This is a genomic window from Alishewanella sp. d11, assembly GCF_049390205.1.
In the GTDB taxonomy this organism is placed as follows: domain Bacteria; phylum Pseudomonadota; class Gammaproteobacteria; order Enterobacterales; family Alteromonadaceae; genus Alishewanella.
Genome location: NZ_CP186547.1, coordinates 1,787,912 through 1,812,296 on the forward strand (window position 1 = coordinate 1,787,912; position 24,385 = coordinate 1,812,296).

General features: G+C 45.6%; 22 protein-coding genes and 4 tRNA genes. All 26 read left to right on the forward strand.

The window, feature by feature from the left end:
* The first annotated feature begins 2 nt into the window (after positions 1–2).
* Positions 3–87 (forward strand) — tRNA-Tyr (locus ACO1PK_RS08015).
* Positions 88–118: 31 nt separating this feature from the next.
* Positions 119–193, forward strand: a tRNA-Gly gene (locus tag ACO1PK_RS08020).
* Positions 194–203: 10 nt separating this feature from the next.
* Positions 204–279 (forward strand) — tRNA-Thr (locus tag ACO1PK_RS08025).
* Between the two features lie 74 nt (positions 280–353).
* Positions 354–1,538 (forward strand): elongation factor Tu, encoded by a 1,185-nt coding sequence (tuf, locus tag ACO1PK_RS08030; RefSeq protein ID WP_189434471.1) that lies wholly within the window; start codon positions 354–356, stop codon positions 1,536–1,538.
* A gap of 180 nt (positions 1,539–1,718) precedes the next feature.
* Positions 1,719–1,795: transfer RNA gene (locus tag ACO1PK_RS08035), tRNA-Trp, on the forward strand.
* Positions 1,796–1,882: 87 nt separating this feature from the next.
* Positions 1,883–2,257 carry a preprotein translocase subunit SecE gene (gene secE, locus ACO1PK_RS08040; RefSeq protein WP_423188183.1) on the forward strand — a complete coding sequence of 125 codons (375 nt, stop codon included), beginning with the start codon at positions 1,883–1,885 and terminating at the stop codon, positions 2,255–2,257.
* Between the two features lie 3 nt (positions 2,258–2,260).
* Entirely contained in the window at positions 2,261–2,800 is a 540-nt protein-coding gene (nusG, locus tag ACO1PK_RS08045) for a transcription termination/antitermination protein NusG (RefSeq protein WP_423188140.1), read from the forward strand.
* 121 nt (positions 2,801–2,921) lie between these two features.
* Positions 2,922–3,350: a 50S ribosomal protein L11 gene (gene rplK, locus ACO1PK_RS08050; protein WP_189484133.1), complete on the forward strand. Its 429-nt coding sequence runs from the start codon at positions 2,922–2,924 to the stop codon at positions 3,348–3,350.
* Positions 3,351–3,353: 3 nt separating this feature from the next.
* Entirely contained in the window at positions 3,354–4,055 is a 702-nt protein-coding gene (gene rplA / locus ACO1PK_RS08055; protein WP_189434423.1) for a 50S ribosomal protein L1, read from the forward strand.
* 274 nt (positions 4,056–4,329) lie between these two features.
* Positions 4,330–4,824: a 50S ribosomal protein L10 gene (gene rplJ / locus ACO1PK_RS08060; protein ID WP_189434426.1), complete on the forward strand. Its 495-nt coding sequence runs from the start codon at positions 4,330–4,332 to the stop codon at positions 4,822–4,824.
* Between the two features lie 63 nt (positions 4,825–4,887).
* Positions 4,888–5,253 (forward strand): 50S ribosomal protein L7/L12, encoded by a 366-nt coding sequence (rplL, locus tag ACO1PK_RS08065; protein WP_189434429.1) that lies wholly within the window; start codon positions 4,888–4,890, stop codon positions 5,251–5,253.
* 171 nt (positions 5,254–5,424) lie between these two features.
* Positions 5,425–9,450 (forward strand): DNA-directed RNA polymerase subunit beta, encoded by a 4,026-nt coding sequence (rpoB, locus tag ACO1PK_RS08070; protein ID WP_423188141.1) that lies wholly within the window; start codon positions 5,425–5,427, stop codon positions 9,448–9,450.
* 65 nt (positions 9,451–9,515) lie between these two features.
* Positions 9,516–13,691: a DNA-directed RNA polymerase subunit beta' gene (gene rpoC, locus ACO1PK_RS08075; RefSeq protein ID WP_423188142.1), complete on the forward strand. Its 4,176-nt coding sequence runs from the start codon at positions 9,516–9,518 to the stop codon at positions 13,689–13,691.
* Between the two features lie 152 nt (positions 13,692–13,843).
* Positions 13,844–14,218, forward strand: a complete 375-nt coding sequence (gene rpsL, locus ACO1PK_RS08080; RefSeq protein WP_423188143.1) for a 30S ribosomal protein S12 — start codon at positions 13,844–13,846, stop codon at positions 14,216–14,218.
* Between the two features lie 90 nt (positions 14,219–14,308).
* Complete coding sequence (gene rpsG / locus ACO1PK_RS08085; RefSeq protein ID WP_019677788.1) at positions 14,309–14,779, forward strand: 30S ribosomal protein S7; 471 nt, start codon at positions 14,309–14,311, stop codon at positions 14,777–14,779.
* 27 nt (positions 14,780–14,806) lie between these two features.
* Positions 14,807–16,912, forward strand: a complete 2,106-nt coding sequence (gene fusA, locus ACO1PK_RS08090) for an elongation factor G (protein WP_423188144.1) — start codon at positions 14,807–14,809, stop codon at positions 16,910–16,912.
* A gap of 54 nt (positions 16,913–16,966) precedes the next feature.
* Positions 16,967–18,151, forward strand: a complete 1,185-nt coding sequence (tuf, locus tag ACO1PK_RS08095; RefSeq protein ID WP_189434471.1) for an elongation factor Tu — start codon at positions 16,967–16,969, stop codon at positions 18,149–18,151.
* A 136-nt stretch (positions 18,152–18,287) separates the two neighbouring features.
* Entirely contained in the window at positions 18,288–20,027 is a 1,740-nt protein-coding gene (locus ACO1PK_RS08100; RefSeq protein ID WP_423188145.1) for an acyl-CoA dehydrogenase, read from the forward strand.
* Positions 20,028–20,271: 244 nt separating this feature from the next.
* Positions 20,272–20,583 carry a 30S ribosomal protein S10 gene (gene rpsJ / locus ACO1PK_RS08105; protein WP_008899121.1) on the forward strand — a complete coding sequence of 104 codons (312 nt, stop codon included), beginning with the start codon at positions 20,272–20,274 and terminating at the stop codon, positions 20,581–20,583.
* 29 nt (positions 20,584–20,612) lie between these two features.
* Entirely contained in the window at positions 20,613–21,251 is a 639-nt protein-coding gene (gene rplC, locus ACO1PK_RS08110; RefSeq protein WP_423188146.1) for a 50S ribosomal protein L3, read from the forward strand.
* A 17-nt stretch (positions 21,252–21,268) separates the two neighbouring features.
* The gene (rplD, locus tag ACO1PK_RS08115; protein ID WP_423188147.1) at positions 21,269–21,874 is read left to right on the forward strand and encodes a 50S ribosomal protein L4; all 606 of its coding nucleotides are present in this window, start codon (positions 21,269–21,271) and stop codon (positions 21,872–21,874) included.
* Positions 21,871–22,173, forward strand: coding sequence for a 50S ribosomal protein L23 (gene rplW / locus ACO1PK_RS08120; protein WP_189434403.1), 303 nt, complete (start codon positions 21,871–21,873; stop codon positions 22,171–22,173). Before rplD ends, rplW begins: the two co-directional genes overlap by 4 nt.
* Before the next feature lie 16 nt (positions 22,174–22,189).
* Positions 22,190–23,014: a 50S ribosomal protein L2 gene (rplB, locus tag ACO1PK_RS08125; RefSeq protein ID WP_423188148.1), complete on the forward strand. Its 825-nt coding sequence runs from the start codon at positions 22,190–22,192 to the stop codon at positions 23,012–23,014.
* 16 nt (positions 23,015–23,030) lie between these two features.
* Positions 23,031–23,309: a 30S ribosomal protein S19 gene (rpsS, locus tag ACO1PK_RS08130; protein ID WP_008950795.1), complete on the forward strand. Its 279-nt coding sequence runs from the start codon at positions 23,031–23,033 to the stop codon at positions 23,307–23,309.
* 10 nt (positions 23,310–23,319) lie between these two features.
* Complete coding sequence (gene rplV / locus ACO1PK_RS08135; protein WP_423188149.1) at positions 23,320–23,652, forward strand: 50S ribosomal protein L22; 333 nt, start codon at positions 23,320–23,322, stop codon at positions 23,650–23,652.
* Positions 23,653–23,661: 9 nt separating this feature from the next.
* Entirely contained in the window at positions 23,662–24,375 is a 714-nt protein-coding gene (rpsC, locus tag ACO1PK_RS08140; protein ID WP_189484144.1) for a 30S ribosomal protein S3, read from the forward strand.
* Positions 24,376–24,385 lie beyond the last annotated feature (10 nt).

Sequence of the window (24,385 nt, forward strand, 5' to 3'; positions counted from 1 at the left end):
GTGGAGGGGTTCCCGAGTGGCCAAAGGGATCAGACTGTAAATCTGCCGGCACTGCCTTCGAAGGTTCGAATCCTTCCCCCTCCACCATTCTCGTCAGGAGAATAGCTACGAGTAGGCCGCGGGCATCGTATAATGGCTATTACCTCAGCCTTCCAAGCTGAAGATGCGGGTTCGATTCCCGCTGCCCGCTCCACATTCAAGTTGCTGATATAGCTCAGGCGGTAGAGCGCATCCTTGGTAAGGATGAGGTCCCCAGTTCGATTCTGGGTATCAGCACCATCTTGCATGACTTCCTCGTTCGCTTTACAATACACATTCTTATATTCGCCGTTTTGTTTAATAAAGGGTTACTTATGGCTAAGGCTAAATTTGAACGCGTAAAACCGCACGTAAACGTAGGTACAATCGGCCACGTTGACCACGGTAAAACTACACTGACAGCTGCTATCACTAACGTATTAGCTAAGCATTACGGCGGTCAGGCATTTGCTTTCGATCAAATCGACAAAGCACCAGAAGAAAAAGCACGTGGTATCACGATCAACACGTCACACGTAGAATATGACACACCAACACGCCACTATGCGCACGTTGACTGTCCAGGTCACGCTGACTACGTTAAGAACATGATCACCGGCGCTGCTCAAATGGACGGCGCGATTCTGGTAGTTGCGGCGACAGACGGCCCAATGCCACAAACACGTGAGCACATTCTGTTATCACGTCAAGTAGGCGTACCGTACATCATCGTGTTCATGAACAAGTGTGACATGGTAGATGACGAAGAGTTATTAGAATTAGTAGAAATGGAAGTGCGTGAGCTTCTTTCAGACTACGACTTCCCAGGTGATGACCTGCCAGTAATCCGTGGTTCAGCCTTAAAAGGTCTGGAAGGCGATGCTGACTGGGAAAAGAAAATCCTGGAATTAGGCGAAGCGTTAGATACGTATATCCCAGAGCCAGTACGTGCGATTGATAAGCCATTCATCATGCCAATCGAAGACGTATTCTCAATTGCTGGTCGTGGTACTGTAGTAACAGGCCGTGTAGAGCAGGGTATCGTTAAAGTAGGTGAGACAGTAGAAATCGTTGGTATCAAAGACACTGTTGCTACTACCTGTACTGGTGTAGAAATGTTCCGTAAGCTGTTAGACGAAGGTCGTGCAGGTGAGAACATTGGTGCGTTATTACGTGGTACTAAGCGTGAAGACGTAGAACGTGGTCAAGTACTTGCTAAGCCAGGTTCTATCAAGCCACACACTAAGTTCGAAGGCGAAGTGTACGTATTGTCAAAAGAAGAAGGTGGTCGTCACACGCCATTCTTCAAAGGCTACCGTCCACAGTTCTACTTCCGTACTACAGACGTAACTGGCGCAGTTGAGCTGCCAGAAGGCGTAGAGATGGTAATGCCAGGCGACAACTTGAAGTTTGTTGTTGAACTGATTTGCCCAATCGCGATGGACGAAGGTTTACGCTTCGCAATCCGTGAAGGTGGTCGTACAGTTGGTGCTGGTGTAGTATCAAAAATCATTGCTTAATCATTGATTAAGAAGTGATGTAAAAAGAAGGCTCCGCAAGGGGCCTTTTTTGCTACTTGAACTCTAAATGGTTAACTTAAAATGTTCTAATAAGTTAACCCAAGCTTGTTTTAGTCTGCTGAGGCAGTATAATGAGCGGCTGTTTAGCGATGCTGTTAACTAATAGCTCGTTATTTTTGTAGGGGCATAGTTCCAATTGGTAGAACAGCGGTCTCCAAAACCGATGGTTGGGGGTTCGAATCCCTCTGCCCCTGCCACTATTTCTAAGCGTGGTATTGTTTACCGCGCCATTATGTGTGTTTTGAAATCACAACATAAGTAAGCCAAATTAAGTGAGTGGAAACATGAGTGCAACGAGCGAAGCCCCAAAAAACGGATTAGATATAGTTAAGTGGTTGTTAGTGTTAGTGATGTTATCACTAGTCGTGGTCGGTAATTACATTTATGAATTATCTAGTCTGGAGAAAGCAGTTGCCATAGTAGTTTTAGTTGCTGCTGCAGGCTTTGTTGCTGCTCAAACCAGCAAAGGTAAAGTTTTTCTTAATTTTGCAAAAGAATCACGCACCGAAGTGCGTAAAGTTGTATGGCCAACACGCCAAGAAACCATGCAAACAACAATTATTGTGATTATTGCCACTATTATCATGGGGCTAATTTTGTGGGGACTGGATGCTATCCTTCTGCGGGTAGTGTCATTCTTTACCGGACTGGGGTTTTAAATTATGGCGAATAAAATGCGTTGGTATGTGGTGCAAGCTTTTTCTGGCTTTGAGCAGCGAGTTGCTACCTCATTACGTGAGCATATCAAAATCCATAGTATGGAAGAGAAGTTCGGCGAAGTTCTAGTTCCAACTGAAGAAGTTGTTGAAATGCGCGCAGGCCAAAAGCGTAAATCTGAACGTAAATTTTTCCCTGGCTATGTTTTGGTACAAATGGAAATGTGCGAAGAGGCATGGCATTTAGTGAAAAGTGTCCCTCGTGTACTTGGCTTTATCGGTGGCACTTCAGATCGTCCAGCACCGATTTCTGAAAAAGAAGCCATGACGATTCTTAATCGCCTACAAGATAATGCTGACAAGCCGAAACCGAAGACGTTATTCGAAGCAGGAGAAGTTGTGCGTGTTACTGAAGGCCCATTCGCTGACTTTAACGGCGTAGTCGAAGAAGTTGATTACGAAAAGAGTCGCGTCAAGGTTTCTGTGCTTATTTTTGGTCGGGCAACGCCAGTTGAGCTGGAGTTTGGCCAAGTAGAAAAAGCTTAATATATAACTTGTAACGGGGCGCTGATTAAAATATAATCTGCGCCCTTTTTATCGTTTGGGAAGCCGTTTGAGTAAGTGTCCTCGCACTTACGAGGCTAAGACCCACTAACAGAGGTGAAACATGGCAAAGAAAGTCACTGCACTTATTAAACTGCAGGTAAAAGCCGGTATGGCAAACCCGTCGCCACCAGTTGGTCCGGCGTTAGGTCAACACGGTGTAAACATCATGGAATTCTGTAAAGGCTTCAATGCCCGTACTGAAAGTCTTGAAAAAGGCATGCCAATTCCAGTTGTTATTACAGTATATAGCGATCGTTCTTTCACGTTCGAGACTCGCACTCCACCAGCTTCTTTCTTATTATTGAAAGCTGCAGGTCTGAAGAGCGGCTCGGGTCGTCCTAATACCCAGAAAGTTGGCAAAATTTCGGCTGCACAGATTGAAGAGATCGTTAAGGTCAAACAACCTGATTTAACAGCTGCAGATCATGCTGCTGCGGTGCGTACCATCGAAGGTACTGCTCGTTCAATGGGCTTAGTGGTGGAGGGCTAATCGATGGCTAAATTAACAAAACGCGCTAAGTTAATCCGCTCTAAAGTAGATTCAACACGCGAATACGACATCAACGACGCTGTTGCGCTGTTAAAAGAATTAACTGCTGGCAAGTTTTTAGAAAGCGTTGACGTTGCAGTAAATCTGGGTATTGATGCCCGTAAATCTGACCAAAACGTACGTGGTGCAACTGTACTACCACACGGTACTGGCCGTACTGTTCGTGTTGCCGTTTTCACCCAGGGTGCTAACGCTGAAGCAGCTAAAGCTGCCGGTGCAGACATCGTTGGTATGGAAGACTTAGCTGAACAAGTTAAGAAAGGCGTAATGGACTTTGACGTGGTTATTGCTTCTCCAGATGCAATGCGCGTTGTAGGTATGTTAGGTCAGATCTTAGGTCCACGTGGTTTGATGCCAAACCCGAAGACTGGTACTGTTACGCCTAACGTAGCTGAAGCGGTTAAAAACGCTAAAGCCGGTCAGGTTCGTTACCGTAACGATAAGAATGGTATCATCCATTCTACTATCGGTAAGATCGATTTCGACACTGATAAGTTAAAAGAGAACTTAGAGTCTCTTTTAGTTGCTCTGAAGCGTGCTAAGCCTTCTGTAGCAAAAGGTGTGTACATTAAGAAAGTAACTATTTCTTCTACACACGGTGCAGGTTTAACTCTGAACCAAGCTTCTTTAAGCGCTACTGTTTAAGCGCTTTACAGCAAGGGTAGGTTAATTTATAATCTCGCCCTCGTTTTTAGGGTAGAAGTCAGGCTTGTAAATAGTCCTGACTTCCGTCCAAGACCGTAGGTGTCGCAATATCTACTGATATCTGTGACTTAAAATAACCAACCTACGCAGACGGTGTAGGCCCCAGAAAGAATTAAATTCCTTCTGGTCTCACCGTAAATCGCGCGCCGGCATCCGCCGGCGATGTGTAGGCAACCGAACAAAACTGTTCGGATGAACCAGGAGTTAAGAGCCAATGGCTATTAAGCTTGAAGACAAAAAAGCAATTGTTGCTGAAGTCCAGGAAGCTGCCAAAGGTGCTTTATCTGCGGTAGTCGCAGACGCTCGTGGTGTCACTGTAGGCAAAATCACTGCTCTGCGTAAGCAGGCTCGTGAAGCTGGTGTATGGGTTAAAGTTGTCCGTAATACATTAGTTCGCCGCGCAGTTGAAGGCACCGAGTTTGAGTGTCTGAAAGACGTATTCGTAGGCCCGACATTAGTTGCGTTTTCTAAAGAGCACCCAGGTGCTGCAGCGCGGATCTTCAAAGATTTCGCCAAAGAAAACAAAAACTTCGAGCTGAAAGGTGCGGCTTTTAACGGTACCACAGTGAACATCGACGTGTTAGCATCGTTACCAACTTACGACGAAGCTATCGCTCGCCTGATGAGCACCATGAAAGAGGCAGCAGCCGGCAAACTTGTACGTACAATTGCCGCGGTTCGCGACCAAAAACAAGAGCAAGCCGCGTAATTTTACGTTTGGTTTGAGTAGAGTTTAATTCGGGCCAAGGCCCACAATTTAGGAATCTGAGCAATGTCAGTGACTAAAGAGCAAATCTTAGACGCTATCGCAGCAATGTCTGTAATGGAAGTTGTTGAGTTAGTATCTGCAATGGAAGAGAAATTCGGTGTTTCAGCCGCTGCTGCTGTAGCTGTTGCTGCTGGTCCAGCTGCTGCTGTTGAAGAGCAAACTGAATTCAACGTAATCTTAGCTGGTGTTGGTGCTAACAAAGTTGCTGTTATCAAAGCAGTACGTGGCGCGACCGGTTTAGGTCTGAAAGAAGCGAAAGATTTGGTTGAATCAGCTCCAGCTGCAATCAAAGAAGCCGTTTCTAAAGCAGAAGCAGAAGCTCTCAAGAAAGAACTTGAAGAAGCTGGTGCCACTGTTGAAGTTAAATAATCTGGTGCAAACCAGATTAGCTGCCTGAGTTTCAGGCCGGGCTGGTGATGAATTAATCACCGGCCTTTTTGCGCTGTGGGACAATGATTTCCCCACCCCTGCTGTTACCAGTCCTGGTAACAAAACCACCGAAAAGTGGTTGGGAAAAAAATCAGCAAGCTGAGGAACCCCATGACTTACTCTTATTCTGAGAAGAAACGTATCCGTAAGGACTTCGGCAAACGTCCGGAAGTATTGGATGTGCCATACCTACTGTCGATTCAAATTGAGTCTTTCAGTAAATTTATCGAGCCAGATCCGGAAGGTGAATACGGCCTAGAAGCCGCGTTCCGCTCTGTATTTCCAATCAAAAGCTATTCAGGCAGCGCGGAATTGCAGTACGTCAGCTACCGCATTGGGGAACCTGTTTTTGATGTTAAGGAATGTCAGATCCGTGGTGTAACGTATTCAGCTCCTTTGCGTGTTAAGTTACGTATGGTGTTGTTTGACAAAGAAGCACCAGGCACTATCAAAGATATCCGCGAACAAGAAGTCTACATGGGTGAAATTCCCTTGATGACAGAGAACGGTACTTTTGTAATTAACGGTACTGAGCGTGTTATCGTTTCTCAGCTACACCGTAGTCCAGGTGTGTTTTTTGATCACGACCGTGGTAAAACGCACTCATCTGGTAAAGTACTTTATAATGCTCGTGTTATTCCATACCGTGGCTCATGGTTAGACTTTGAGTTCGATGCTAAGGATAACCTATTTGTTCGTATCGATCGTCGCCGTAAATTACCTGCGACTATCCTGCTACGTGCGTTAGAGTTCAGTACTGAACAAATTTTATCTATCTTCTTCGAAAATACCCGTTTTGATATCAAAGACGGCAAAATTTTGATGGAAGTGGTACCAAGCCGCCTGCGCGGTGAAACAGCTGCTTTTGATATTAAAGATAACGATGGCGAAGTGATCGTAGAGCAAGGCCGTCGTATTACTGCCCGTCATGTGCGTCAACTGGAAAAGACCGGTATGACCATGATGGAAGTACCGCATGAATATGTGGTAGGTCGTGTACTGGCTAAAAATTACGCTGACCGTTCAACCGGAGAGATTATTGCCGAGGCGAACGCAGAGCTCACATTAGAGCTGTTAGCAAAACTAGCAAAAGCCGGTTATGACAGTTTCGAAACACTCTATATCAACGATTTGGACCAGGGCTCTTATGTCTCTGAGACCATTCGTATTGATCCAAGCAGCAACCGGATGGAAGCACTGGTAGAAATTTACCGCATGATGCGCCCGGGCGAACCACCAACGCGTGAAGCTGCTGAAACCTTATTTGAAAATTTATTTTTCTCTGAAGATCGTTACGATCTATCAACAGTAGGCCGTATGAAGTTTAACCGTAGGGTTGACTTTGAAGAAGGCAAAGGTACTGGGGTACTGAGTAAAGACGATATTCTTGCGGTTATGAAGGTGCTGATCGATATTCGTAACGGTAAAGGTGAAGTCGATGATATCGACCACTTAGGTAACCGTCGTATTCGTTCAGTAGGTGAAATGGCGGAGAACCAATTCCGTGTTGGTTTAGTGCGTGTTGAGCGTGCGGTTAAAGAGCGTCTATCATTAGGTGATCTGGACGCTGTAATGCCACAGGATCTAATTAACGCTAAGCCAATTTCAGCAGCTGTTAAAGAGTTCTTTGGTTCTAGCCAACTGTCACAGTTTATGGACCAAAACAACCCGTTGTCAGAAGTAACGCACAAGCGTCGTATTTCTGCGCTAGGCCCAGGCGGTTTAACGCGTGAGCGTGCTGGTTTCGAAGTACGTGACGTACACCCAACACACTATGGTCGGGTATGTCCAATCGAAACGCCAGAAGGTCCAAACATCGGTTTGATTAACTCTTTATCGATCTTTGCCCAAACCAATGAATACGGTTTCTTAGAAACACCTTACCGTCGTATTGAAAATGGTATTGTAACTGATGAAGTCGATTTCCTGTCTGCGATTGAAGAAGGTAATTTTGTAATCGCTCAGGCCAACGCTGAATTAGACGAGAACAACCGTATCGTTGAAGGTTTAGTGCCTTGTCGTTTTAAAAACGAATTCAGTTTAATGCCGTCTTCTGACGTTCAGTACATGGACGTTGCACCACAGCAGATCGTATCTGTTGCTGCTGCACTTATCCCGTTCCTTGAACACGATGATGCTAACCGTGCCTTGATGGGTTCGAACATGCAACGTCAAGCGGTACCTACACTGCGTGCAGATAAGCCGTTAGTAGGTACTGGTATTGAGCGCGTGGTAGCCAAAGATTCGGGCGTAACTGTTGTTGCAAAACGTGGTGGTACTGTTGACTATGTTGACGCCAGCCGTATTGTAATCAAAGTTCACGAAGAAGAAATGGTTGCTGGTGAAGCCGGTATCGATATCTACAACCTGACGAAATATACCCGTTCTAACCAGAACACCTGTATTAACCAACGTCCTTGCGTTAACCATGGTGAGCCAATTGAACGTGGTGATGTTTTGGCTGATGGTCCTTCTACCGATTTAGGTGAATTGGCCTTAGGTCAAAACTTACGCGTGGCGTTCATGCCTTGGAATGGTTACAACTTCGAAGACTCGATTTTGTTATCAGAGCGTTTAGTACAAGAAGACCGTTTAACCACTATTCATATTCAGGAATTAAGCTGTATTGCACGTGATACTAAGCTTGGGCCTGAAGAAATTACTGCAGATATTCCAAACGTTGGTGAGTCAGCTTTAAGCAAGCTTGACGAAGCCGGTATTGTGTATATTGGTGCGGAAGTCAAAGGTGGCGATATTCTGGTTGGTAAGGTAACGCCAAAAGGCGAAAGCCAATTAACGCCGGAAGAAAAGTTACTTCGTGCTATTTTCGGTGAAAAAGCCTCTGATGTAAAAGATACGTCACTACGCGTACCGAACTCTGTAACGGGTACTGTTATTGACGTGCAGGTGTTTACTCGTGATGGCGTAGAAAAAGACAAGCGTGCCCGTGAAATCGAAGAAATGGAAGTGAAACAGGCTAAAAAAGACCTGAATGAAGAATTCCGTATCCTCGAAGCTGGTATTTTTGATCGTGCTCGTAACTTGCTTGAGCAAAGCGGTTTGGATCGCGTGAAATTAGATACCTTAAAAGGTGATGCACTGTTTAATCAAAGCTTAAGCGATGAAGACAAGCAAAATGACTTAGAGCAATTAGCAACCCAATATGAAGAAATTCGTGTTGAGTATGATAAAAAGTTCGAAGCGAAACGTCGTAAGATTGTACAAGGTGATGATTTAGCACCTGGCGTGCTGAAGATTGTTAAAGTCTATCTGGCGGTGAAGCGTCGTATTCAGCCTGGTGACAAGATGGCTGGTCGTCACGGTAACAAGGGTGTTATCTCTACTATAGTTCCAGTAGAAGATATGCCATACGATGAAAAAGGTCAGCCAGTTGATATCGTGTTGAACCCACTGGGTGTTCCATCACGGATGAACATTGGTCAGATCCTCGAGACACACTTAGGCTTAGCGGCTCGTGGTATCGGTGACAAGATTGATGGCATGATTAAAGAACAAAAAGAAGTCGCGGAAATTCGTGAGTTCTTGAAGAAAGTGTATGCGCTTGGCGAGTCACGTCAAAACGTCGATATTGAGAGCTTTACAGATGATGAAATTCGTCGTTTAGCACAAAACCTACGTAAAGGCTTACCTGTCGCGACTCCGGTATTCGATGGAGCTAAAGAATCTGAGATCAAGGAATTGCTTGAGCTGGGTGATTTACCCTCAAGCGGTCAGATCACATTGTACGATGGCCGGACTGGTAACACCTTCGAGCGTAAGGTCACCGTAGGCTACATGTACATGCTGAAACTGAACCACTTGGTTGACGACAAAATGCATGCCCGTTCTACCGGTTCTTACAGCTTAGTTACACAGCAACCGTTGGGTGGTAAAGCACAGTTCGGTGGTCAGCGTTTCGGTGAGATGGAAGTGTGGGCGTTGGAGGCATATGGTGCCGCTTACACCCTACAGGAAATGCTTACTGTTAAGTCTGATGACGTCAACGGTCGTACCAAGATGTATAAAAACATCGTTGACGGCGACCACAGAATGGAACCTGGCATGCCAGAATCTTTCAACGTATTGATGAAAGAAATCCGTTCGCTCGGTATCAATATCGAATTGGAAGAGGAATAAACCGACCTTGTGTTGGGGGGCAGTAAACTGCCCCATTCCGGTTTACCTCTTACAGGAGAGCAAAGGTGAAAGACTTATTAAAGTTTCTGAAACAGCAAACTAAAACTGAAGAGTTTGATGTTATCCGTATCGGTTTATCGTCACCAGACATGATTCGTTCATGGTCATTTGGTGAAGTGAAAAAGCCAGAGACCATCAATTACCGTACTTTTAAGCCTGAACGCGACGGTTTATTCTGCGCTCGGATCTTTGGCCCGGTAAAAGACTATGAATGTTTGTGCGGTAAGTACAAGCGTTTAAAGCACCGTGGTGTGATCTGTGAAAAATGTGGCGTTGAAGTTACCTTAACAAAGGTACGTCGTGAGCGGATGGGCCACATTGAATTGGCTAGCCCGACAGCACATATTTGGTTCCTGAAATCATTACCAAGCCGGATCGGTTTGTTACTTGATATGACATTACGTGATATCGAACGCGTACTGTATTTCGAAAGCTACGTGGTGACTGAACCAGGCATGACTTCATTAGAGCGTCGTCAGATGCTGACTGAAGAAGAATATCTGGATGTGTTGGAAGAGCACGGTGACGAGTTTGAAGCCAAGATGGGTGCAGAAGCAATTCTGGACATCCTAAAAGGTATGGACTTGCCAACCGAAATCAAGCAGATGCGCGAAGAGCTGCCAACGATTAATTCAGAAACTAAGCGCAAGAAGATCAGCAAGCGTTTAAAACTGATGGAAGCGTTCCACACCTCTGGTAACAAGCCAGAGTGGATGATTATGACAGTACTGCCAGTACTACCACCGGATTTACGTCCTTTGGTACCACTGGACGGTGGTCGTTTTGCGACCTCAGATCTGAACGATTTGTATCGCCGTGTCATCAACCGTAACAACCGTTTAAAGCGTCTGTTAGATTTATCTGCACCTGATATTATCGTACGTAACGAAAAACGTATGTTACAAGAAGCGGTAGATGCGCTGTTAGATAACGGTCGTCGTGGTCGTGCTATTACAGGCTCTAACAAGCGCCCATTGAAATCTTTGGCAGACATGATCAAAGGTAAACAAGGTCGTTTCCGTCAGAACTTGTTAGGTAAGCGTGTTGACTACTCAGGTCGTTCGGTTATTACCGTAGGTCCTACGCTGCGTTTACACCAGTGTGGTTTACCGAAAAAGATGGCACTTGAGCTGTTCAAGCCCTTCATCTATGGCAAGTTGGAAGCCCGTGGTTTAGCTACGACGATTAAAGCCGCTAAAAAGATGGTTGAGCGTGAAGAAGGCGCAGTATGGGACGTTCTTGATGAAGTTATTCGTGAGCATCCGGTATTACTTAACCGTGCACCAACACTCCACCGTTTAGGTATTCAGGCGTTTGAACCTGTACTGATTGAAGGTAAGGCTATTCAGTTACACCCTTTAGTGTGTGCTGCGTATAACGCCGACTTCGACGGTGACCAGATGGCGGTACACGTACCGTTAACGTTGGAAGCCCAGTTAGAAGCGCGTGCGCTGATGATGTCTACCAACAACGTACTGTCACCAGCAAACGGTGAACCTATCATCGTGCCATCACAGGACGTTGTATTAGGTTTGTACTACATGACTCGCGAAGCTATTAATGCTAAGGGCGAGGGCATGATGTTCAAGAGCCCGAAGGAAGCTGAAAAAGCATTCCGTGCTGGTGTAGCAAGTTTACACGCCAAGGTTAAAGTGCGTATTTCTGAAATAGAAATCGCTGAAGATGGCAGCAGAACCACCACTACTGCAGTTCGCGATACCACTGTTGGTCGTGCAATTCTTTACTCCATTCTACCTGAAGGCTTAGCGTTTGATTCTATCAATCAAGCTATGGGTAAAAAACAAATTTCACGTTTGTTGAATGGTGCATACCGTCGCATTGGTTTGAAGCAAACTGTAATCCTGGCTGACCAGATCATGTACACCGGTTTCCACTACGCGATGTTATCTGGTGTGTCTGTTGGTATCGATGACATGGTGATCCCAGCGGCGAAAACCGAGATTATCGATGCAGCTGAAAACGAAGTGGCTGAAATCCAAGACCAGTTCCAGCAGGGTTTAGTTACTGCGGGTGAAAAGTACAACAAAGTCATCGATATTTGGTCAACCGCCAATGAAGTGTTATCGAAAGCGATGATGGACAACCTTTCGAAAGAAAACGTAGTTGATCGTGACGGTAATACAGTACAGCAGCAATCATTTAACTCAGTTTATATGATGGCTGACTCTGGTGCACGGGGTTCTCCTGCTCAGATCCGTCAGTTAGCGGCAATGCGTGGTCTAATGGCTAAGCCAGATGGTTCAATCATCGAAACGCCTATTACGGCAAACTTCCGTGAAGGTCTAAGTGTACTTCAGTACTTTATTTCTACCCACGGTGCGCGTAAAGGTTTGGCCGATACTGCATTAAAAACGGCAAACTCAGGTTATCTGACACGTCGTTTGGTCGATGTTGCACAAGACTTAGTGGTAACAGAGCACGATTGTGGCTCTGAGCAAGGCATTATCATGAAGCCACTGATTGAAGGTGGTGATGTAGTAGAAGGCTTGCGTGAGCGCGTATTAGGCCGGGTTGTCATTGGTGATATCGTCTCACCCACTACAGGTGAATTGCTGGTAGCAGACGGTACCATGTTAGACGAACAACTGTGTGATGCCATTGAACAAAACTCAATCGACGAAGTACACGTGCGTTCAGTAATCACCTGTCAAACTGACTTTGGTGTTTGTGCGAAATGTTACGGCCGTGATTTAGCACGTGGTCACCTGATTAATGCTGGTGAAGCAGTCGGTGTTATCGCGGCACAGTCAATCGGTGAGCCGGGTACACAGTTAACCATGCGTACCTTCCACATCGGTGGTGCCGCATCGCGGGCATCTGCTGAGAACAGCGTACAGGTGAAAAATGCCGGTACTCTGAAGCTGCAAAACGCTAAGTTTGTTCGCAATGCGGATAACAAAATTGTTATTACTTCGCGTTCAGCTGAAGTCACAGTATTCGACGAGTTAGGTCGTGAAAAAGAACGTTATAAGTTGCCATATGGTTCAATTTTGGCAACGGACGACAATGCTAAAGTTACCGCTGGTCAGGTTGTTGCAAACTGGGATCCGCATTCACACCCCATTATTTTGGAGCGTGGTGCTAAGGTTACCTTCAGTGATGTTGATGATACCAACACTGAAGTGCAACAAGATGAACTAACAGGCTTAACCCGTACTGTTGTTAAAGATTTGGCCAAGGCGAACGCTAAAGAGCCAAAACTTATCCTGGCGACAGACGATGGTGGTTTGCAGGAAATTCGCTTACCAAGCTTCACTACTATTGAAGTGGCTGACGGCGATACCGTTGTTACCGGTACGGTTTTAGCACGTATTCCACAAGAAAGCTCGAAAACGCGCGACATCACCGGTGGTCTGCCACGCGTTGCTGACTTGTTTGAAGCACGTAAACCAAAAGACCCTGCTATTTTAGCTGAGATCTCAGGTGTTATCGGCTTTGGTAAGGAAACGAAGGGTAAGCGCCGCTTGTTAATCACGCCAGATCAGGGTGATGTACATGAAGAGATGATCCAGAAATGGCGTCAGGTTAATGTGTTCGAAGGTGAGCGCATTGAAAAAGGTGAAGTTATCTCTGAAGGTCCAGAGTCGGCACATGATATTTTGCGTTTACGTGGTATTCACCATGTTGCCAGCTATATCGTGAACGAAGTGCAGGATGTTTACCGCTTACAGGGCGTAAAAATTAACGATAAGCACATTGAAACGATCATTCGTCAAATGCTGCGTAAGTGCATTATTACCAGCCCAGGCGACAGCGAGTTCTTAGAAGGTGAACAAGCTGAAGTAGCCAGAGTAAACATCGCTAACCGTGAGTTAGAACTGGCAGGTAAACAGCCAGCTCAGTACGAGCGTGTTTTACTAGGTATCACTAAGGCATCACTGTCTACTGACTCCTTTATTTCTGCGGCCTCGTTCCAGGAAACAACCCGCGTTCTGACAGAAGCTGCAGTAGCAGGTAAGATTGATGAACTGCGTGGTTTAAAAGAAAACGTTATTGTTGGCCGCTTAATCCCTGCGGGTACTGGTTTTGCTTATCACCAGAACCGTGCACGGATGCGTTCAGGCAATAATGACGTTGTTGAACCGGTAATGAGTGCTGAGTCTGCTGAGCAGGCACTGACTGATGCACTTAACATGGATTTATCGGGCAACGACGAATAAACAAGCTACAAACAGCGTTGCCGGTGATTAAAATGCCGGCAAACTGTTTTGTAACTTGACAGGTCAAAGCTTGACCATTAGAATTCCGCGACCCTAATTTTGGGGTGCGGAATTTTCACGTTTATTGGGTATTTATTAACCAGGAGTATTTAATGGCAACAATCAACCAGCTAGTGCGTAAGCCGCGCAGCCAGAAGGTAGCCAAGAGCACCGTTCCGGCGCTTGAAGCTTGCCCGCAGAAGCGTGGTGTTTGTACCCGTGTATACACCACTACACCTAAGAAGCCAAACTCAGCATTACGTAAAGTATGCCGTGTTCGTTTAACTAACGGATTCGAAGTGACTTCTTATATCGGTGGTGAAGGCCATAACCTGCAAGAGCACAGCGTTGTGCTTATTCGCGGTGGCCGGGTAAAAGACCTTCCAGGTGTGCGTTACCACACCGTACGTGGCACATTAGACTGTGCTGGCGTTAAAGATCGTAAACAAGCCCGTTCTAAGTACGGTGCAAAGCGGCCTAAGAAATAACGGTACTCCGTTAGTAAGGCCAAACTAAACAACTTTTTTTCTTCAATGTATTAAAAGTTTTGGAATCACCTGAAGCAATCGGAGTTACGAATGCCAAGAAGACGCGTCATAGGTCAACGTAAAATCCTTCCAGATCCTAAGTTCGGAAGTGAATTACTTGCCAAGTTTGTAAATGTCGTTATGGTCGACGGAAAAAAATCCACAGCCGAATCTATTGTATACGGCGCTTTAGAAATTGCAGCTACGAAATCTAAGAAAGAGCATATCGATTTATTCGAAGTTGCCTTAGATAACATTCGTCCAACTGTAGAAGTTAAATCACGTCGTGTTGGTGGTTCAACCTACCAAGTACCATGTGAAGTTCGTCAGGTGCGTCGTAATGCGCTTGCCATGCGTTGGTTAGTTGAAGCTGCCCGTAAACGTGGTGAAAAATCAATGGCTCAGCGTCTTGCTGGTGAGATGCTTGATGCAATCGAAAACAAAGGTTCTGCGGTTAAGAAACGTGAAGACGTACACCGTATGGCCGAAGCGAACAAAGCGTTCGCACATTTCCGCTGGTAAGAATTTCTTAACTTAGAGGAAAGAATTGTGGCACGTACAACTCCAATAGAACGTTACCGTAACATTGGTATCTGTGCTCACGTTGATGCCGGCAAAACTACGACATCCGAGCGGATCCTGTTTTATACAGGCCGCTCTCACAAGATTGGTGAAGTTCATGATGGCGCAGCCACTATGGATTGGATGGAGCAGGAGCAGGAACGCGGTATTACTATTACTTCTGCTGCTACCACGACCTTTTGGTCTGGTATGCAGCAGCAGTTTGAGCAGCACCGCATTAATCTGATTGATACCCCTGGCCACGTTGATTTTACCATCGAAGTAGAGCGTTCATTACGGGTGCTTGATGGTGCCGTCGTGGTTTTGTGTGGTTCTTCAGGTGTGCAGCCGCAAACGGAAACTGTCTGGCGGCAGGCGAATAAGTATGAAGTTCCACGCATGATCTTCGTCAATAAGATGGATCGTACTGGTGCGAACTTCTTGCGAGTCGTCAAACAAGCCAATGATCGTCTTAATTCGCGTTGTGTACCTATTCAGTTGCCAATCGGTGCAGAAGATAACTTCAAGGGCGTAGTTGATCTCGTCAAAATGAAGTCTATTAACTGGAATACCGAAGATCAAGGTATGACCTTTACTTATGAAGACATTCCTGCAGAAATGTTGGATGAATGTAATGAGTGGCGGCAAAACCTGATTGAAGCGGCTGCTGATGCCAGTGAAGAATTGATGGAGCGGTATCTTGACGGTGATGAATTTACCGAAGATGAACTTCGTCAAGCATTACGTGATCTTACCCTACGCAATGAAGTTGTTTTAGTACAGGTTGGTTCCGCCTTTAAGAATAAAGGCGTACAAGCTATGTTGGATAATGTGATTTACTATCTGCCTTCACCGACAGAAGTAAAAGCTATCCACGGCATTTTGCCAGATGAGAGTGAAGGTATTCGCAAGTCAGATGACAGTGAGCCTTTTGCTGCGTTGGCATTTAAAATAGCGACTGATCCCTTTGTTGGTACGTTAACTTTCTTCCGTGTTTACTCGGGTATTGTTGAGTCAGGCTCAGCAGTATATAACTCGGTAAAAATGAAGAAAGAACGTATTGGGCGCATTGTGCAAATGCATGCTAATGCCCGCGAGGAAATTAAGGCCGTTTGTGCAGGTGATATTGCCGCAGCGATTGGCCTAAAAGATACGACTACCGGTGATACCTTGTGTGATCAAGACCATCCGATCATACTGGAACGTATGGAGTTTCCAGAGCCGGTTATCTCTGTTGCTGTTGAGCCTAAAACACAGGCTGATCAGGAAAAAATGGGCATTGCCCTGAGTAAACTTGCTGCAGAAGATCCATCATTCCGTGTGCATACTGATGAAGAAACGGCTCAAACTATCATCTCTGGTATGGGTGAGTTACACCTAGACATCATTGTTGACCGTATGAAACGTGAGTTTAAGGTTGAAGCAAATGTGGGTAAACCACAGGTGTCTTATCGCGAAACATTGCGTGCAAAAACGGAAGTTGAAGGTAAGTTTGTTCGCCAGTCAGGTGGACGAGGTCAATTCGGTCATTGTTGGTTACGCATTGAGCCATTACCAGAAGGTGAAGGCTATAAGTTTGAGAATGCTGTGGTTGGTGGTGTTATTCCAAAAGAATTTATCCCAGCAATTGATAAAGGTATTCAAGAACAAATGAAAAACGGCGTATTAGCGGGTTACCCGGTAATCGACGTTAAAGTTACTGTATTCGATGGTTCATACCACGATGTTGACTCGAACGAAATGGCGTTTAAGATCGCTGCGTCTATGGGCTTCAAAAAAGGAGCATTACAGGCAAAGCCGGTTATCCTAGAACCTATTATGAAGGTTGAAGTGGTAACGCCAGATGACTTCATGGGTGATATTGTAGGTGACTTAAACCGTCGTCGCGGTATCATCAACGGTATGGAAGATGCGCCTGGCGGGATCAAAATTGTAAACGCCAATGTACCGTTATCCGAAATGTTTGGCTATGCAACTAATATGCGTTCATTGAGTCAAGGCCGTGCCTCATATTCAATGGAACCGCTGAATTATCAGGAAGCACCAAACAATGTTACTGAAGCAATCATTGCTTCACGTAGAGCATACGATTAACGATTAACAGTCCGGTTTTTCCCGGGCTTAAATTTGACTAAGAAGGGTCTACAAATGGCTAAGGCTAAATTTGAACGCGTAAAACCGCACGTAAACGTAGGTACAATCGGCCACGTTGACCACGGTAAAACTACACTGACAGCTGCTATCACTAACGTATTAGCTAAGCATTACGGCGGTCAGGCATTTGCTTTCGATCAAATCGACAAAGCACCAGAAGAAAAAGCACGTGGTATCACGATCAACACGTCACACGTAGAATATGACACACCAACACGCCACTATGCGCACGTTGACTGTCCAGGTCACGCTGACTACGTTAAGAACATGATCACCGGTGCGGCTCAAATGGACGGCGCGATTCTGGTAGTTGCGGCGACAGACGGCCCAATGCCACAAACACGTGAGCACATTCTGTTATCACGTCAAGTAGGCGTACCGTACATCATCGTGTTCATGAACAAGTGTGACATGGTAGATGACGAAGAGTTATTAGAATTAGTAGAAATGGAAGTGCGTGAGCTTCTTTCAGACTACGACTTCCCAGGTGATGACCTGCCAGTAATCCGTGGTTCAGCCTTAAAAGGTCTGGAAGGCGATGCTGACTGGGAAAAGAAAATCCTGGAATTAGGCGAAGCGTTAGATACGTATATCCCAGAGCCAGTACGTGCGATTGATAAGCCATTCATCATGCCAATCGAAGACGTATTCTCAATTGCTGGTCGTGGTACTGTAGTAACAGGCCGTGTAGAGCAGGGTATCGTTAAAGTAGGTGAGACAGTAGAAATCGTTGGTATCAAAGACACTGTTGCTACTACCTGTACTGGTGTAGAAATGTTCCGTAAGCTGTTAGACGAAGGTCGTGCAGGTGAGAACATTGGTGCGTTATTACGTGGTACTAAGCGTGAAGACGTAGAGCGTGGTCAAGTACTTGCTAAGCCAGGTTCAATCAAGCCACACACTAAGTTCGAAGGCGAAGTGTACGTATTGTCAAAAGAAGAAGGTGGTCGTCACACGCCATTCTTCAAAGGCTACCGTCCACAGTTCTACTTCCGTACTACAGACGTAACTGGCGCAGTTGAGCTGCCAGAAGGCGTAGAGATGGTAATGCCAGGCGACAACTTGAAGTTTGTTGTTGAACTGATTTGCCCAATCGCGATGGACGAAGGTTTACGCTTCGCAATCCGTGAAGGTGGTCGTACAGTTGGTGCTGGTGTAGTATCAAAAATCATTGCTTAATCATTGATTAAGACGTGATGTAAAAAGAAGGCTCCGCAAGGGGCCTTTTTTTCTACTTAAAATCTATTTCAAACACTTGTTTGAATATTCCCCTTGTGCCATAGTAAAACTCATCCGTCCAGTTTGAGGTTACCTTATGAGTCAGTATCAAGCACCGTTAAATGACATTAACTTTAATTTATTCGATGTATGGCAGCTTGACCAATACTGGCAGCAGCAAGCTGAGCTACAAGAACTTATCGAAGTTGACACGGCTAAAGCCATCTTGGAAGAAGCAGCAAAGATTTGTGAACAACAAATCGCACCTTTCAGTAAAAACGCCGATGCGCGTGGTGCGCAACTCAATGATGGTGTAGTCACGCTACCTGAACACTATTATTCTGCTTACCAAAGTTTGGCTGAAGGCGGCTGGACTGGGTTAAGTGGTGATCCAGAATATGGTGGTATGGGTATGCCCAAAGCATTATCGATGATGGTTGATGAAATGCTGTGTAGCGCCGATATTGCTTTTTCACTCTATCCCGGGTTAACGGCCGGCGCTTGCGTGGCGCTTTTACAACATGCAGATGAGGATATGAAAGCAGCTTACTTACCAAAACTCTATAGTGGAGAATGGTCAGGAACTATGTGTTTGACTGAGGCGCATGCCGGTTCTGATCTTGGTATTATGCGTACTACTGCCAAACCGTCCGCAGATGGCAGTTACAACATTAGTGGTAGTAAAATTTTTATCACTGCCGGCGAGCATGATCTCACCACTAACATTATTCATTTGGTTCTGGCGAAGTTACCAGACGCACCTGCAGGCAGTAAGGGTATCTCATTATTTTTAGTCCCAAAATTTCACCTTGATACCGAAGGTCAACCCGCTGAGCGTAATAGCGTTAATGTAGGTTCTATTGAACATAAAATGGGCATTAATGGTTCTGCAACCTGCGTATTAAATTTCGATGATGCCACCGGTTATCTGATCGGCGAGCCGCATCGAGGTTTAGCCTGTATGTTTACTATGATGAACTATGAGCGTCTCTCAATGGGAAGCCAGGGTTTAGGTGCTGCGGAACGTGCCTACCAGAATGCGCTTGCTTATGCGAAGGATCGATTACAAGGCAGAACGGTAGGCCGAGATGCCAACAAGGCTGATCCTATACTGGGACATCCTGATGTCAGGCGCATGCTACTCAATATCAAATCAATAAACGAGGCTGGCCGGACTTTTGCCACTTGGGTGGCAAGTTTATTAGATAAAGCAAAATATGACGGTTGTAAACTGTCTGCAGACCGCGCTAACTTACTTACTCCAATTACCAAGGCCTTTATGACTGATCGTGGATTAGATGCCTGTATCACTGCACAACAAGTCTTTGGTGGCCATGGTTACATTAAAGAGTGGGGTATGGAACAGCTAGTACGAGATGTGCGTATTGCCCAAATTTATGAAGGAACTAATGGTATTCAAGCATTAGATTTTGCATTACGTAAAGTTGCGGCGGATAAGGGTGAAGTGTTGCAACTGTTATTGAAAGAAATCGAGAATGAAGTTAATGCCAAACAAAATGCAGCATCGGCAACACTATTACCTGTACTAACTCAGTTACAGTATTGTATTTCGGCTCAACTTGCTAAAGCGACAGAACATCAAGCCTTAGATGCCTGTGATTTACTTGATGCGGTAGGTTATGTGCTTTATGGCTATATGTGGTATAAAAATTTAGCAGCGTTAGACGATACAAAACATAGCGCAGACTTTATTGCTGCAAAACAAAGTACTGCTGATTGGTATCTTCGTCGAGTCATGCCTAAGGTGCAGGCGGCATTGGTACAACTTAGCGCAGATGGAAGTGCTGCACTGTTATTGACTGACGAGCAATTCTAACGCAAGTCTGTTCTTCTGTTGCACGTTTTATAAACAATGCTTGCAATATCGACTGGAGTGTATATAATACGCCGCCAGTCGATATGATTCTGGCTGGTATAAACACCATTAAGTCCTTTAAGGCAGTGTGTTTAAGATAAGCTCCCGATTGGGGAGCAACTGGTAACTTGGTGCATAGGCAATCCCTTTATGGGTTTTTGCTTATGTTTATTTTTGCTCTTTTTGCTCTTTGAGGCTTTGATACATGAGTAATCAAAGGATACGCATCCGTCTGAAAGCGTTCGATCACCGTTTGATCGATCAGTCAACTATGGAAATCGTTGACACAGCTAAGCGTACCGGCGCCCAGGTTCGTGGTCCTATTCCACTGCCTACACGTCAGGAACGTTTCACTGTTCTGATTTCTCCTCACGTCAATAAAGATGCGCGTGACCAGTACGAAATCCGTACCCACAAGCGTTTAATCGACATCGTGGAACCAACTGAAAAAACAGTTGATGCGCTGATGCGTTTAGATCTGCCTGCTGGCGTTGACGTTCAAATCAGCCTGGGCTAATCAGACAGGTTTTTAGAGAGGTTTAGGAAATGGCTATCGGTCTTATCGGTCGTAAAGTGGGCATGACTCGCATCTTCACAGAAGATGGCGTATCTATCCCAGTAACCGTAATCGAAGCAACACCAAACCGCGTTACTGCTGTTAAAACGCAAGACGTTGATGGCTATAACGCGCTGCAAGTGACTACTGGTACTGTTAAGGCTAGCCGCCTGAACAAACCAGATGCTGGTCTGTTTGCTAAAGTAGGTGTAGAAGCGGGTCGTGGTCTGTGGGAATTCCGCCTACAGGATAACGAAGGCGCTGACATCACTGTTGGTAGCGCGATTACTGTGGAAATTTTCGCAGAAACGAAAAAAGTTGATGTAGCTGGTACATCAAAGGGTAAGGGTTTTGCTGGTGCTGTTAAGCGCTGGAATTTCCGTACTCAGGATGCTACGCATGGTAACTCTTTGTCACACCGTGCACCAGGTTCAATTGGTCAAAACCAATCACCAGGTAAAGTATTCAAAGGTAAAAAAATGGCTGGTCACTTAGGTAACGAGCGCGTAACAGTGCAGTCGCTAGAAGTGGTTCGTGTTGATGCAGAACGTAATCTGTTGTTAGTTAAAGGCGCAGTGCCTGGTGCTATCGGCGGTGACGTTATTGTTAAACCAGCTGTTAAAAGCTAACGTCTAGGAGATAAGTGATGGAATTAGCATTACGAGACGCTCAAGGCGTTCTTGAAGTTTCCGAAGCTACCTTTGGACGTGAGTTTAACGAAGCTCTGGTACATCAGGTAGTAGTTGCTTATGCAGCTGGCGCCCGTCAGGGTACCCGTGCTCAACTGACCCGTTCAGAAGTACGTGGTGGCGGCAAGAAGCCATGGCGTCAAAAAGGTACTGGCCGTGCCCGTGCTGGTACAATCCGCAGCCCAATTTGGCGTAGCGGTGGTGTGACTTTTGCTGCTAAGCCGCAAGATCACAGCCAAAAAGTTAACCGTAAAATGTATCGCGGTGCGATTCAAAGCATTCTGTCTGAATTAGTTCGTCAGGAGCGCTTAATTGTTGTTGAGAGTTTTGGCGTAGATTCACCAAAAACTAAAGACTTAACTGCAAAACTGAAAGCGATGGATTTAAAAGACGTTCTGATCGTTACCAACGAAGTTGATGAGAATCTGTTCTTATCTGCACGTAACCTGTACAAGGTTGACGTGCGTGACGTTCATGGTATCGACCCGGTCAGCTTAATCGCATTCGACAAAGTGTTAATGACTGCTGCTGCAGTTAAACAACTTGAGGAGCTGTTAGCATGATCCGTGAAGAACGTTTACTGAAAGTGATTCTGGCTCCGCATGTTTCTGAAAAGAGCACTACTGCGGCAGAAAAACACAACACTATCGTTTTCAAAGTGTCTACTACTTCTACTAAGGCTGACATTAAAGCTGCTGTAGAAAAACTGTTTGAAACAGAAGTAGTTGGTGTTCGTACTGTTAACGTTAAGGGTAAGACCAAGCGCACTGGTGCGCGTATGGGCAAGCGTAGCGATTGGAAAAAAGCTTACGTGACTCTTAAAGAAGGCAGCGAAATCGATTTTGTTGGCGGCGCTGAGTAAGAAGAGGAGTTAGGAAATGGCACTTGTTAAGTGTAAACCTACGTCACCAGGTCGTCGCCACGTATTAAAAGTGGTTAACCCTGACCTGCACAAAGGCAAGCCTTATGCACCTTTGTTAGAGAAGAACGTTAAAACTGGTGGTCGTAATAACAACGGTCGTATCACTACCCGTCATATCGGTGGTGGTCACAAGCAGCATTACCGTTTAGTTGACTTCAAACGCACTAAAGACGGTATTCCGGGTAAAGTAGAGCGTTTAGAGTACGATCCAAACCGTACCGCAAACATTGCATTAGTATTGTATGCAGACGGTGAACGTCGTTACATCCTGGCCCCTAAAGGTTTGAAAGCAGGTGATGCGGTTATTTCTGGTGTTGATTCTCCAATCAAACCAGGCAATACCTTACCACTGCGTAACATTCCAGTAGGTCAGGTAGTACATAACATCGAAATGAAACCAGGTAAAGGTGGTCAGTTGGCACGTTCAGCTGGTGCTTTTGTTCAAATTCTGGCTCGTGACGGTGAGTATGTTACTCTGCGTCTGCGCAGCGGCGAAGTACGTAAAGTATTAGCAGATTGTCGCGCAACTATCGGTGAAATTGGTAATGCCGAGCACATGCTACGTCAATACGGTAAAGCGGGTGCTATGCGCTGGCGCGGTGTTCGTCCAACCGTACGTGGTGTAGTAATGAACCCGGTAGACCACCCACACGGTGGTGGTGAAGGTAAAACTTCAGGTGGTCGTCACCCAGTTACACCATGGGGCGTACCAACTAAAGGTTACAAGACTCGTTCAAACAAGCGTACTGATAAACTTATCGTACGTCGTCGTGATAAATAATTTGTGAGGAATTGCCATGCCACGTTCTCTCAAGAAAGGTCCCTTTATTGACCTTCACTTGCTGAAGAAGGTAGAGAAAGCGTTGGAAAGCGGTGACAAGAAGCCTATAAAGACTTGGAGCCGTCGTTCAATGATCATACCTGATATGATCGGTTTGACCATCGCTGTCCATAATGGTCGTCAACATGTACCTGTGTTTGTCTCAGAAGAGATGATCGGTCACAAGTTAGGTGAATTTGCACCTACTCGTACCTATCGTGGTCATGCCGCCGACAAAAAGGCCAAGAAGCGTTAAGGGGTAAATAATGCAAGCATTAGCGAAACACAAATTTGCCCGTTCTTCTGCACAAAAAACTCGCCTGGTTGCTGACCAGGTGCGTGGTTTGCCAGTAGATAAGGCGCTGAATGTACTGACTTATAGCCCAAAAAAGGCTGCTGAGTTAGTCAGAAAGGTTCTTTTATCAGCCATTGCCAACGCTGAGCACAATGAAGGCGCGGATATTGATACGCTGAAAGTTAAGACGATCTTTGTTGATGAAGGTCCGTCTATGAAGCGCATCAAGCCACGTGCTAAAGGTCGTGCTGATCGTATCGTCAAGCGTACTAGCCACATTACTGTGGTTGTAGCTGATAACTAGGAGTGAGAAATGGGACAGAAAGTACATCCTAATGGTATTCGCCTAGGTATCACTAAGCCATGGAGCTCAACCTGGTTCGCGAATACAAAAGATTTCCCGGATTTTCTGAACGGTGACTATAAAGTTCGTCAGTACCTGACTAAAGAACTTAAAGCTGCCTCAGTTAGCCGGATCGATATTGAACGTCCTGCAAAAAGCATTCGTGTGACTATTCACACCGCTCGTCCAGGCGTGATTATCGGTAAAAAAGGTGAAGACGTTGAGAAGATCCGTAAGCAAGTTGCCGCCATCGCTGGCGTACCTGCTCAGATCAATATCTCTGAGATCCGTAAGCCAGAGCTAGACGCTAAATTAGTTGCTGATTCAATCAGTAGCCAGTTAGAGCGTCGCGTAATGTTCCGTCGTGCTATGAAGCGCGCAGTACAAAACGCTATGCGTATTGGTGCTAAGGGTATCAAGGTGCAAGTAAGCGGCCGTTTAGGCGGTGCTGAAATTGCCCGTGATGAGTGGTACCGTGAAGGCCGTGTGCCATTGCACACTCTGCGTGCCGACATCGACTACAATACCTCTGAAGCACTGACTACTTACGGTATCATTGGTGTTAAAGTGTGGATTTTCAAAGGCGAGATCTTAGGTGCTCTGCCTCTGCAAAATAACGCCAACAACGCCAACACTAATAACCAGCCTAAAGCGCCGAAAAAACCGGCTCGTAAGGCTAAGTAGGGGTATTGAG

What these genes read in the sequence shown, in the direction of transcription:
- rplJ (WP_189434426.1), top strand. Translation starts at nt 4,330, where the DNA reads ATGGCTATTAAGCTTGAAGACAAAAAAGCAATTGTTGCTGAAGTCCAG.
- secE (WP_423188183.1), top strand. Translation starts at nt 1,883, where the DNA reads ATGAGTGCAACGAGCGAAGCCCCAAAAAACGGATTAGATATAGTTAAG.
- rpoB (WP_423188141.1), top strand. Translation starts at nt 5,425, where the DNA reads ATGACTTACTCTTATTCTGAGAAGAAACGTATCCGTAAGGACTTCGGC.
- rpsC (WP_189484144.1), top strand. Translation starts at nt 23,662, where the DNA reads ATGGGACAGAAAGTACATCCTAATGGTATTCGCCTAGGTATCACTAAG.
- rpsG (WP_019677788.1), top strand. Translation starts at nt 14,309, where the DNA reads ATGCCAAGAAGACGCGTCATAGGTCAACGTAAAATCCTTCCAGATCCT.
- rpsJ (WP_008899121.1), top strand. Translation starts at nt 20,272, where the DNA reads ATGAGTAATCAAAGGATACGCATCCGTCTGAAAGCGTTCGATCACCGT.
- rplW (WP_189434403.1), top strand. Translation starts at nt 21,871, where the DNA reads ATGATCCGTGAAGAACGTTTACTGAAAGTGATTCTGGCTCCGCATGTT.
- rplC (WP_423188146.1), top strand. Translation starts at nt 20,613, where the DNA reads ATGGCTATCGGTCTTATCGGTCGTAAAGTGGGCATGACTCGCATCTTC.
- rplV (WP_423188149.1), top strand. Translation starts at nt 23,320, where the DNA reads ATGCAAGCATTAGCGAAACACAAATTTGCCCGTTCTTCTGCACAAAAA.
- rpsS (WP_008950795.1), top strand. Translation starts at nt 23,031, where the DNA reads ATGCCACGTTCTCTCAAGAAAGGTCCCTTTATTGACCTTCACTTGCTG.
- rplK (WP_189484133.1), top strand. Translation starts at nt 2,922, where the DNA reads ATGGCAAAGAAAGTCACTGCACTTATTAAACTGCAGGTAAAAGCCGGT.
- rplD (WP_423188147.1), top strand. Translation starts at nt 21,269, where the DNA reads ATGGAATTAGCATTACGAGACGCTCAAGGCGTTCTTGAAGTTTCCGAA.
- tuf (WP_189434471.1), top strand. Translation starts at nt 354, where the DNA reads ATGGCTAAGGCTAAATTTGAACGCGTAAAACCGCACGTAAACGTAGGT.
- rplA (WP_189434423.1), top strand. Translation starts at nt 3,354, where the DNA reads ATGGCTAAATTAACAAAACGCGCTAAGTTAATCCGCTCTAAAGTAGAT.
- rplB (WP_423188148.1), top strand. Translation starts at nt 22,190, where the DNA reads ATGGCACTTGTTAAGTGTAAACCTACGTCACCAGGTCGTCGCCACGTA.
- rplL (WP_189434429.1), top strand. Translation starts at nt 4,888, where the DNA reads ATGTCAGTGACTAAAGAGCAAATCTTAGACGCTATCGCAGCAATGTCT.
- ACO1PK_RS08100 (WP_423188145.1), top strand. Translation starts at nt 18,288, where the DNA reads ATGAGTCAGTATCAAGCACCGTTAAATGACATTAACTTTAATTTATTC.
- tuf (WP_189434471.1), top strand. Translation starts at nt 16,967, where the DNA reads ATGGCTAAGGCTAAATTTGAACGCGTAAAACCGCACGTAAACGTAGGT.
- rpsL (WP_423188143.1), top strand. Translation starts at nt 13,844, where the DNA reads ATGGCAACAATCAACCAGCTAGTGCGTAAGCCGCGCAGCCAGAAGGTA.
- nusG (WP_423188140.1), top strand. Translation starts at nt 2,261, where the DNA reads ATGGCGAATAAAATGCGTTGGTATGTGGTGCAAGCTTTTTCTGGCTTT.